The organism is Spirochaetota bacterium, from assembly GCA_004297825.1.
GTDB lineage: Bacteria > Spirochaetota > UBA4802 > UBA4802 > UBA5368 > FW300-bin19.
Genome location: SCSX01000025.1, coordinates 46,447 through 56,767, shown reverse-complemented (window position 1 = coordinate 56,767; position 10,321 = coordinate 46,447). Strand labels below are relative to the sequence as shown.

The window sequence follows — 10,321 nt, the reverse complement described above, 5'->3', positions numbered from 1 at the left end:
CCATGTATTCGGGAGGGTTTGCGATCTGGAGCTCGAACAGCTTGACGCGCTCCCCGAGAAGTATGTTTATCTGCTTTTCGATCGAAAGATAGATGGGTGTCGTGAAGGTCTTGTTCCGCTGCAGCGATTTTTCCATCTTGCGCAGCTCTTTGATATCGTTGTCGATCAGCTCGATCCGTTTGAGTACGTGTACGACCTTCATACGGGGCTCCTCTTCCCTTCTTCTGGCGATTGGTGCTGTAAGTTTAAAGGGCGGCGGTGTAAAGTCAATAATCTTCTTGCGGAGGTTCAATTATTTTGCAGGTGCGGCAGTACCGGTAATGCCCCGGGCGTCCCTGCGCCTGTACGCCGATATCGGACCCCCGAAAATACCCGGTAGTATTAAACGCGAGCTTAAAAAATAACCGTCTGGTCCCGTTCCACAGTGAACAGCGTGGTGCAGTAGGGGCACTGGTATCCGCCGCTGCGCCGGACCCGGATGAGCCCCTTGCATTCCGTACACTCGACGATGAGCGGGTTGTCGAAATCCACCTCCGCGCCCTCGGAACCGTCCGCGGGGAGCGTGTCGGGGCGACCCGCCTCGGCATGGGCCTCCCTGCGGGCTTCCGGCGCCGTCGCGCGCGCCGCGGCAGTGGGGACCGCCACGGGCCTTCTCTCCCGGGCGGAACCCTTCTCGGGGATCCCCCTCATCTCGAGCTGCTTTTCCATCGTCTGCACCGCTTCATCCCTCGTGAAGGTGAGCATGATCACCCGCTCGAAGCCGAGCAGGCGATACAGGGTCATGATCTCGGACGAAAGGCCGCATACGATGAAGAACCCGTTCTGCGCGGCGATCTTTTTCTGGATATAGAGCATCACCCCGATCCCCTCGGAGCTCACATAGTTCAGGTTCAGTCCGTCCAGGATAATGAAGTACTTGCCCTTTTCCATGAGCCGGTCGATGTATCCCTCGAAATCAGGGCTGGTGACGGAATCGAGCCCTCCCTTCACCTCGATGATTACGATCTTCCCGCCGGAAATCTCTGTATGGTGGATGAAAAGCATGGCTACCTCTTTTTTACGGGAATCGCATCCCTGATGACGGTCCTGTCGGCGGCGCCCATCCCCTCGCGTCGGAGCGGGGGCGGGCCCGGCCTCGAATAGGTCACGACCCTTTCCAGTGCAGGGGAAACCGACGCGCCGGAGGCGCCCCCCGGTACCCCGGCCCCGGGAAAAGCAGCCCCCGCATGTGCCAAGGCCCCGATCTGTTCCGCGAATACCGGCTGGGCGGCGATCGGCTCTCCCCTGAAGCCCCGGTAGCGGAAATAGACGATGCAGGCGATGAACAGCGACAGTATAAAGGAAAAAATCCCGAGCGCAGCGCCGATAATTACCGATTCCTCAAACTGCGCGAAGATGAGGGTGTAGATGGGCTGCTTGGAGATGATGAGGTTTACCGTTCCCACCGGCCTGTCCCATACGAACACCGCCCTGGTGGCGAGCCAGCCGGGACTGTTTATCTCCGGGTAGAGATACTCCTTGATGTACTGCCGGAGCTGCCTGTCGAAGGGGACCTTCTGGTCCTGGATATTGTAATCGTAAAACTGCGCCTCGCGCGCATTCTGGTTCACGGGCTGAAGGAGCTGCTCCATGTTGTAGCGAAACTCGTCATTGGCGACGTTGCCCTCGACCTGCTGCTCGGCAGCGGCGCTCGAGTGCGCCACGATCCTCCCGTCCGCCAGGATGAAAAATGCCTCTTCGTTTTCGGCATCCGTGAGCCTCACCGAGAAGAGCTTCTTCAGCTCGGCATAATTGTTCATGGGGAAATTGAGTCCGGCGACGTTGGCGAACGCCTCGACTATCGCGGTCGAGTATTTCTTCACGTTCTCCTCGATCTCCGCTGTCCTTGTGCTCACGGTCTGGTAAAAATACCCCCCCGAGATCGCCGCGGAAAGCAGTATCAAAAAGAAAAACATGAGAAAGAATATGCCGAACGGAAAACCCTGTTTTTTCTTTGAAATACCCATTAATTGTTACGCATACCTGTCTGTATAATGATTATCGGAATGTCCATCCTGTTTTTACAGATGTTTTTGCCGATCCGCCCGCGGTGAGACCCGTGTGCGCCCAAATAGTGATTGCCAGGTCCTTTTTTGCGCGCATGGTGCTATAGTTATGACGGCAGGGAAGTTTATCGGCACCAAAGCCCCGGAGGCGCATTCATGGACCCGCACGATGAAATGATAGAAGAATGGGACTGGGACCTCGCCCGCCCCACCGGGCGCGCGGTAGCCCGGAAAACGGCGCACAGGACCGGCATCCCGCACGAGGGCGTGCACATGTGGATCGTACGTACGACGGCCGGGGGGCCCGATATACTCTTCCAGCATCGCGCCCGCACCAAGGAACTTTACCCGGACTGCCTGGACATCACCGTGGGCGGGCATGTGATCTTTGGGCAGAACGAGAACAAGATACAGAAGGAGTCCTGGGAGGAGGTCGGTATCCGCCCGCCCGACGACGAGCTGGTCGACCTTGGCTATTACCGCTACGAGGAAAGGGCGGACGGCCTCTTCCACCGCGAGTTCCAAAGGGTGTACCTGCTGCACGACAACAGAACGCTCGACGGTTACGTATTCCGCGACGGCGAGGTCGAAGGAATATTCGCGGTCCCCGCCGGAAGCGCCGAAGCGCTCATGACCGGGGATTTCAGTTTTGAAATCGAGGGGTTTTCCGCGGGCAGATTCGCGAAAAGGCTCGTTTCACGGAAGGACTTTCATCCGCTCCTGTTCCAGTCACCCATGAAGATCTATATGGACGTCGTGTTCCAGGCGGTGCGGGAACTTTACACCGGCGGAAGCGTTACGGTGCGCATGCCGTCCCCGCGTTAACAGCCAGCCTTGGCGCACGCCCATGAACCTGAGACCTGAAATCACCTACCCCGACGCGCTCCTGCTCCCCGACCCGGCGTTTGTCGATGTCCGCGCCCCGGTCGAGTACGGTCTGGATCACATCCCCGGCGCCGTTAACATCCCCGTGCTCGACGACGGCGAACGCGCGGAGATAGGAACAATGTACAGGATCCACGGGCAGGAAAAGGCCATACTCAAGGGGACGCAAATCGTCGGGGAAAAGCTCTCTTCCATTGTGGAAGAGATAACCCGGATGAAAAACAGGGATATCGTCATCTACTGCTTCCGGGGCGGCATGCGTTCCAGCTCGCTCGTCTCTCTGCTTGACTCGCTTGGAATACCCGTCAGAAAACTTACGGGCGGATACAAGGGTTACAGAAATTGGGTGCGCTCCCGGGTCGAATCCCTGGATATAGTTCCGCCGGTATTCGCCCTGCACGGGCTCACGGGCACGGGCAAAACCCTCATAGTACGCGCGCTTGGGTATGGAATCGACCTTGAGTATTTCGCCGGGCACCGAAGCTCCCTGTTCGGGGGTATAGGGCTCACCGCGAACTCGCAGAAGACGTTCGAGAGCCTGCTCGTGCGCAGGGTGGACGAACTCGCCGCCGCGGGGTGCGCGGTTATCGAGGGCGAATCGCGCAAGATAGGCGACCTTCATGTTCCCGGGCGGATCGTAGAGTATATCGGACACGCTCCCGCGATCCTTATAACCGCGAGCCTCGAACGGCGCGTGGAAATCCTCATGGAAGAATATTCGCGCGGGCTGGACTGCGGGGAGATACTGGGCATTATCCAAACGCTCGAGACCCGTATCGGCCATAATAATGCCGCTCAGCTTCGCTCTTTCTTTGAGGCCGGCCGCCTCGCGGAATTCACGGCGATGGTGCTCGAAAAATACTACGATCCGCTTTACAAATACAGCCTGGACCGGAAGAGCTTTATCGCCCGGGTTGAAAACCGGGTACCGGAGGACGCGGTACGCGAAACGGACGCCGCGATACGGGAATACCTCCGCCCATTAAATTAATTTGCATAGACATATTCTAATTTATTTAATTGCCCGTTTGTTTGTTGACATTTCCATTCGACCGTACTTAATTATTGCATGAGTTTCCAGCCGTGCGTCAAGCAGTGCCAGGCAAGGCACGTGATAATCTATGGAATAAAAAGGAGTGTGTCACCATGAAAAAGCTCGCTATTTGCAGCATCGCGCTCGCAGTCATGCTCGTAAGCTGCGGGGGGGGAACCCAGTACCGCAAGGCGTCCGAGGACAAGGGATCCGGGCAGTGGGGGCCCAAGGAAGTCAAGGCGACCGTATCCAAGATGGTCGGCTCGATGGTGAAGTTTGTCAAGGATGAATGGCAGCAGCCCGCATTCATACAGGTTAAGTCGTTCAAGAACAAGACCTCCGAACATATCGATACCGCCATGATCACGAATGAAATCACCACGAACCTCATCAAAAAGCGCATCAAGTTCGTCGACGACAACCTCACGAAGGACGCGATCGAGCAGATGGAAAAAAACATGACCGGCATGTTCGAGGACAGCGGCGTCACCCCGGGGCAATTAAAATCCCCCAACCTGTACCTCACCGGCGACATTCGCGACAACGTTCGCAACGTGGACGGCAAGCGGCTCCAGTACCTGGTCGTCACCATGCAGCTTTACAATCTCGCCACCCAGGTGATCGAATGGCAGGACCAGAAGGAGTTCCTGAAGGCAACGAGCAAGGACAAGATATCCTTCTGATTTTCCAATAAACTACTGAGGAACGGATGATATGACACGAAAGATACTGGCAGTCGTCGCCGCATGCGTGTTCATGCTGGGCATCGGGTGCACGACTTCCTACGACAAGATGATCAAGAAGTCCGAGGAAAGCTTCTACTTCGGCAAGTACAAGGATGCCGCCAAGTCGCTGCTCCCCGAGGTGAATAAAGAGGGGAAAGACCAGCTCCTCTTCATGATGGAGTGCGGGCTTATGCTTCATGCGGCCGGCGATTATCCGAACAGCAACAAGGTCCTGCTCGCGGCATCGGCCCTTTCTGAAAGGATCGCCAAGAGCATAAGCAAGGAAGCGCTTTCCCTGTTCCTGAACGATACGGTCACCAACTACCGCGGCGAGGATTTCGAGGTGGTGCTCGTTCACATGTACCTTGGAATCAATTTTCTCATGTTGAAGGACGCCGATTCGGCGCGTGTCGAGTTTAAAAAGGTTAACGACCTGCTCGCGGAAATCCAGGTGCTTTCGGGCCGGGCCTACAAGCAGAACCTGATGGCGAAATATCTGACCGCGATCGCCTTCGAGCTTATCGGCGACAAGGATAACGACAAGAACGACCAGGAATTCGCGTATATCGAGTACAAGCAGATTGTGCAGCTCGATCCGCGGCTCGCGCTTGTGTACCGCGACCTTCAGCGCATGGCGAAAAAGATCGACTACATGGATGATTACGCCCAGTACCAGGCCCAGTACGGCAAACAGGACGAGATGCCGGAAGACGCGGGCGAGCTTATCATGATCTACGAGTCCGGGCAGGGCGCCATCAAGGCCTCGCGCGGCAGCCTGTTGTCCGACAAGGCGATGGCGGACGGCATACGGATTTCCCTGAACGGGCTCACGCTGCAGCAGGGGGTGACGGCCGCAGCGGTGCTCGCCTCGCTGAAACTGGCGGAAAATCCCATTCCCAAGTTCCAAAAGCGTTCCAACAAGGTGAGCTTTCTCATGATCAACGTCGACGGGAAGGACATCGCGCGCACCTATATGCTGGAAAACATCGAGGACACGGCATTGAAGAACATGGAGGACGATTACACCAAGATGTACTTCAAGGTAGCGGCGGGTGTCGTCACCAAGGCCGTAGCGGCGATCGTGGCCGGATTAGTGGCCAAGAAGGCCGCCGAGCAGTTAAAGAAAACTAGCGGCGTCGCGGGCCTCATCGGGACGGTCGTGGGTGCCGGGGTGGGCGCGGGTCTCATGGCGAACATCAAGCCTGACCTGAGGTGCTGGCATACCCTGCCGGCGAATCTACAGCTGGGAAGGCTGTTCCTGAAAGAGGGCAAGTACACGATAAAGATCAGGTTTCTCGACGACGCGGGAAATGAGGTTATCGGGGCAAAAGAGGGCGACATAGAGATCAAGAAAGGGGCTAAAACCTTTTTCAATTATCGCACCCTTTTCTAGTTGCCAGAAAGGCCGCCGGTGATGCAATAGTCCAAGTTAATCGCCTATGCGGAATTTCCGGCTTTTGTAATGGATCAAAATAGCCATCACACAACGGGAGAGCAGGGCTCTCCCGTTGTCACATCATACCGGTTGCTCGATGCACTCAGCCATCCGGCGTGCATCATAGGCCTCTCCGGGGAAATGCTCTTTACCAATAAGCCATTCACCGACCTTTTCGAAAAATCGGGCCAGATCATCACCCTGGACTTCACCCACCCCTTCTCGGCGGAGTATCGAAAACGAATAGCGATGGCATACATGCGCGCGCTCAAGGGCGTCGAGCGCCAGGTATTCGCCATCATGAAGGGCTCCGATGGGAAAAAGATCCCCATGGAGATTTACCTGTTTCCCATGTTCCAGGACGGCTCCGTATCGTCGATCCTGGTATTCATCAAGCCCCAGAACGACGACAGGCTTCAGTCTTTCGATCACAATACGGCAATGCTCCTGGAACATGAGGATGCGGCGACCGGCATGCATTTTTTCGAGTACGCCCCCTTCCCCATTATCCGCTTCGACCGCCAGGGAAGCATTGTGAACGCGAGCGTTTCATTCGAGGGCTTCTTTGGACTTGGCCTGGGCGATCTCCAGGACCACCGAAACGTGCTGTTCAAGGCGGTATCGCTGTACGATTTCGAGCGAATCCGCAAGGCCGTGGCGGATATCTTTAACGGCATCATCCCCTTCAAACGGCTGGGCGAGATCAAGGTCATTCCCCAGGACCACGCCCCCCGCTGGGTGAACGCCGTCATTTTTCCCGTGGTGCTTAACAAGGAAATCCAGGTCGTCGACATGATCCTCGAGGATATCTCCCGGTTCCGGGAAATGGAGGAGCGGCTGAGCGCGCTCAGCCATATCCAGATAGTAGGCGATCTCATGAAGGGCCTTCTCCACTCCTTCAACAACATGATAAACGTTGTGCTTACGAAAACCCAGCTTCTGCTCCAGATCACGGAAAAGGACGCAGTACTCGATGGACTCAAGGTGATCGAGAATGCCTCTATCGACAGCGTAAAGCAAATCCGGCGCATCCAGGATTTTATGGGGGGAGAGAAGCTCGATGAACAGCAGGTTGAAGACGTTATCGACGTCATCGAGGATTCCCTGGAATTCGCGAAGATTCATTTCAAGGTTGAAGAGCAGGAAAAGCGCAGGAAGATACGGATCGAACGGCGGTACTTCTGTCTTTACAACATCCGTACGGACACAAGGCTGCTCAAGGAAATCCTCGTAACCATGATTTTCCGCGTTTCCTCGTTCATCCGCACCGAGGGAACCATAAATATAATTCTAAAAGACAACGGTTCGCCCTCGATCATAGCGCTGGTGGAAAAGGAGCGGCGCGACCAGGAAGCGCCGGAACAGGCGCCCATGGCGCCGTTCGCCGACGTCGACATAAGGCGTATCGCCGAGAAACTCAATATCAAGATCATCGAGGAGGAATCGAATACCTCCTACAGCATCAAGGCCGCCCTGCCCCCCTCGCTTCTCATCGGAAAGGGACCCAGGGAGCCCGAACAGGAATCGTTCAAACTGCGCGACCTGGACATACTCGTGGTAGAGGACGAAAAGGCCCTCAGGGACATTCTCGAGGAGCTCTTCGATTCGATGGGCAACCGGGTGGTCCTGTGCGAATCCGGGGAGGAAGCGCTCGAGGTCTTCCGCAAGGGCACCTTTCACCTGGTTGTTACGGATTACGGGATACCGGGCATAAGCGGCATCGAGCTTGCCGCGCGCGTCAAGGAGATAGACGAGAAGGTGACCACGGTACTGCTTTCGGGGTGGATGCTGACCGATCTCAAGGCCTACAAAAACGTGGTAGACTTGTTCCTTGCGAAGCCGTTTAAACTGGATGATCTCATTCGGGAAATTTCGAAAGTGATGAAAAGCAGGGATCGCTGATCCCTAGAGGTCTATGTTCATCCTCATGAGGTCTTCCCTTTTCCCCAGAAGTACGATGATGTCCCCGCTCCTGAGCACTTCCTGGGGCTGCGGATTGAAAATCATGTCCCCGTCCGTTTTGCTTATGGCTACGATTATAACCCCGTAATCCTTTCGGAGGTTGCTCTCCACCAGGTTTTTACCCACGAGTCCGGACGCCTCCCTGATCCTGAATTCCTCCATGGAAAGCCCCAGGCGCTTGTCCATGAGCGCGATATCGACGAAGTCGACCACGGTGGGGCGAATGAGCACTTGCGCCATCCTCTTGCCGCCAATCAGGTACGGGGTTACCACCCTGGTCGCCCCGGCCTTTTTCAGCTTCGTCTCCGATTTTTCGTCGGAGGAGCGGGATAATATGTAAATATCCGGACGGATACCCTTCGCCGTCAGGGTGATATAGACATTGTCGGCGTCCGACTCCACCGCGGTCACGATTCCCTTCGCGCGCTCGATCCCGGCCTTGAACAGCGCCTCCTCCGAGGTCGCGTCCATGGCCACATAATAGTACCGATCCTTCTCAAGCGACTGTATCGCCTGCAGGTTATTTTCGATCACCACGAAATCGATACCCTGCGATTTGAGCTCCCTGCAGATAAGGCTCCCGATGCGCCCGTATCCGCATATTATGTAATGCTCGCTCAGGTTTGCGATCTGTTTTTCCACCTTGCGCCTCCCGAATGTCTTTGAGAGCTCCCCCTCGACGAACATTTTTACGATATTTCCGACCGTGTACGCCAGTGTCGCCGTACCGGTGATAATGATGATCACGGTGAGTATCCGACCCGCGGTCCCCAGGGGGGCGATTTCGGAAAAGCCGACAGTGCTGATGGTGATTACGGTCATGTAAAACGAATCGAACAGGCTCATCCCCACGATAAAATGATACCCGAAGGTACCGAACGTGATGATCCCGGCCAGGAGAAGCAGCGACTGGCGAACGCGCTTAAGGTCCATATCCCAAACGATCATAGCTGACGGGGCTTGTGTCAAATATTTTTAATCGGAAGGGAACAGGCCCTAGAAAGTAATTGATTTTTAACCGCCGCCGTGAGAAAAACATTAGATCAGCATACTACATTCCAAATGAGGTAATCGGATGAAGAATTTTAAACATATAACAGGTGCTTTTGTGGGGAAGGGAGGCCTTGAAATATTTTTTCAGACCTGGACAGCTCCAAAACCCAAGGGAATACTCGTACTCGCCCACGGCCTGGGCGAGCACTCCGGCAGGTACATGAACATTATCGAGGCTCTCGACGGGAAGAACATTTCGGTATACGCGCTCGATCATCGCGGCCACGGCAAATCGGCCGGCAAGCGCGGACACATCGATGCAATCGGCGATTTCATCTACGACCTGAAAACCTTCGTCACCATGGTCCACGATGAAGGGAAAAACCTTCCCCTCATGCTCATGGGACACAGCATGGGCGGGCTCATCGCCTGCAAGTACGCCCTCACCTATCCGGATGACATGGACGCCCTCGTGCTTTCGTCGGCCGGATTGAAGATCGCCGCGGCGATTCCGCAATGGAAAGAGACCCTCGGTAAATTTTTCTCAAAGTATATCCCCGCGCTCCAGATGCCCAACGGCCTGGACGCGAACGACCTGTCGCACGACCAGAAGGTGATCGATGCCTACGTCAACGATCCGCTCGTGCACAACCTCGCGTCCGCGCGATTCTTCACGGAATTCATGGGCACGGGCGCCGAATGCCTCGATCGCGCAGCGGAGCTTTCCATGCCCCTGCTCGTGTTCCACGGCAAGGAGGACAAGATCGTGGACTACCGGGGAAGCGAGGTGGTCTATGGAAAAGCGTCGACCCCGCGCGGCGCGAAGACGCTGCATATCTTCCCCGACCTTTACCACGAGACGATGAACGAGGCCGAGCCGCAAAAATCCAGGGTGATCGGCATTGTTTCCTCGTGGATACTCGCCCACATGGTGAAGGTGAAGCCCGCGGCGAAAGCCAAACCCGTCAAGGCGAAAAAGGCCGCTGCCCCTAAGGCGAAGGCGAAAAAGAAGCCGGCGCCGGCAAAAAAGAAAAGCAAAGCGCGCAAATAGTACCGCACGAAGGCTGCCCGAATATGGCAGCCTTTTTTATTTGCGCGCTCGGGAAAAATAAAGAAGGGGGGCCGATACACCGGTCCCGCTTTGCCGTGCCGCCTCCGCCAGGTGTTTCTCCGCTGTGCGATGATTTACTTGAAAACTTTTTCAGGATGGCGTACGATTCTCGTAACCAATGGCACTGTATTC

General features: G+C 55.8%; 10 protein-coding genes. 6 read left to right on the top strand and 4 right to left on the bottom strand.

What is annotated here, in order from left to right; genetic code table 11:
- The 3 genes from EPN93_05410 to EPN93_05400 all read right to left on the bottom strand — a co-directional run.
- A partial coding sequence (locus EPN93_05410; GenBank protein TAL37909.1) for a hypothetical protein occupies positions 1 to 202 on the bottom strand: 202 nt, incomplete at its 3' end.
- Positions 203 to 393: 191 nt separating this feature from the next.
- Positions 394 to 1,044: an anti-sigma factor antagonist gene (locus tag EPN93_05405; GenBank protein ID TAL37908.1), complete on the bottom strand. Its 651-nt coding sequence runs from the start codon at positions 1,042 to 1,044 to the stop codon at positions 394 to 396.
- A 2-nt stretch (positions 1,045 to 1,046) separates the two neighbouring features.
- Positions 1,047 to 2,006: a hypothetical protein gene (locus EPN93_05400; GenBank protein ID TAL37907.1), complete on the bottom strand. Its 960-nt coding sequence runs from the start codon at positions 2,004 to 2,006 to the stop codon at positions 1,047 to 1,049.
- A 195-nt stretch (positions 2,007 to 2,201) separates the two neighbouring features.
- Between EPN93_05400 and EPN93_05395 the strand changes: the two genes are divergently transcribed.
- The 5 genes from EPN93_05395 to EPN93_05375 all read left to right on the top strand — a co-directional run bounded on the left by EPN93_05395 (position 2,202) and on the right by EPN93_05375 (position 8,025).
- On the top strand, positions 2,202 to 2,870 hold the full coding sequence (locus EPN93_05395) for a hypothetical protein (GenBank protein ID TAL37906.1): 669 nt from the start codon (positions 2,202 to 2,204) through the stop codon (positions 2,868 to 2,870).
- A 22-nt stretch (positions 2,871 to 2,892) separates the two neighbouring features.
- Positions 2,893 to 3,921 (top strand): tRNA 2-selenouridine(34) synthase MnmH, encoded by a 1,029-nt coding sequence (gene mnmH, locus EPN93_05390; GenBank protein TAL37905.1) that lies wholly within the window; start codon positions 2,893 to 2,895, stop codon positions 3,919 to 3,921.
- Between the two features lie 155 nt (positions 3,922 to 4,076).
- The gene (locus EPN93_05385) at positions 4,077 to 4,646 is read left to right on the top strand and encodes a hypothetical protein (protein ID TAL37904.1); all 570 of its coding nucleotides are present in this window, start codon (positions 4,077 to 4,079) and stop codon (positions 4,644 to 4,646) included.
- 31 nt (positions 4,647 to 4,677) lie between these two features.
- On the top strand, positions 4,678 to 6,081 hold the full coding sequence (locus tag EPN93_05380; GenBank protein ID TAL37903.1) for a hypothetical protein: 1,404 nt from the start codon (positions 4,678 to 4,680) through the stop codon (positions 6,079 to 6,081).
- 69 nt (positions 6,082 to 6,150) lie between these two features.
- Positions 6,151 to 8,025 (top strand): response regulator, encoded by a 1,875-nt coding sequence (locus tag EPN93_05375; GenBank protein TAL37902.1) that lies wholly within the window; start codon positions 6,151 to 6,153, stop codon positions 8,023 to 8,025.
- A 3-nt stretch (positions 8,026 to 8,028) separates the two neighbouring features.
- Here EPN93_05375 and EPN93_05370 read toward each other — a convergent pair whose 3' ends face one another.
- Positions 8,029 to 9,033 (bottom strand): potassium channel protein, encoded by a 1,005-nt coding sequence (locus EPN93_05370; GenBank protein TAL37901.1) that lies wholly within the window; start codon positions 9,031 to 9,033, stop codon positions 8,029 to 8,031.
- A 127-nt stretch (positions 9,034 to 9,160) separates the two neighbouring features.
- On the opposite strand from EPN93_05370, the gene EPN93_05365 reads away from it, so the two are divergent.
- A complete protein-coding gene (locus tag EPN93_05365; GenBank protein ID TAL37900.1) occupies positions 9,161 to 10,129 on the top strand; it encodes an alpha/beta hydrolase in 969 nt (322 codons plus the stop codon).
- Positions 10,130 to 10,321: the final 192 nt, after the last annotated feature.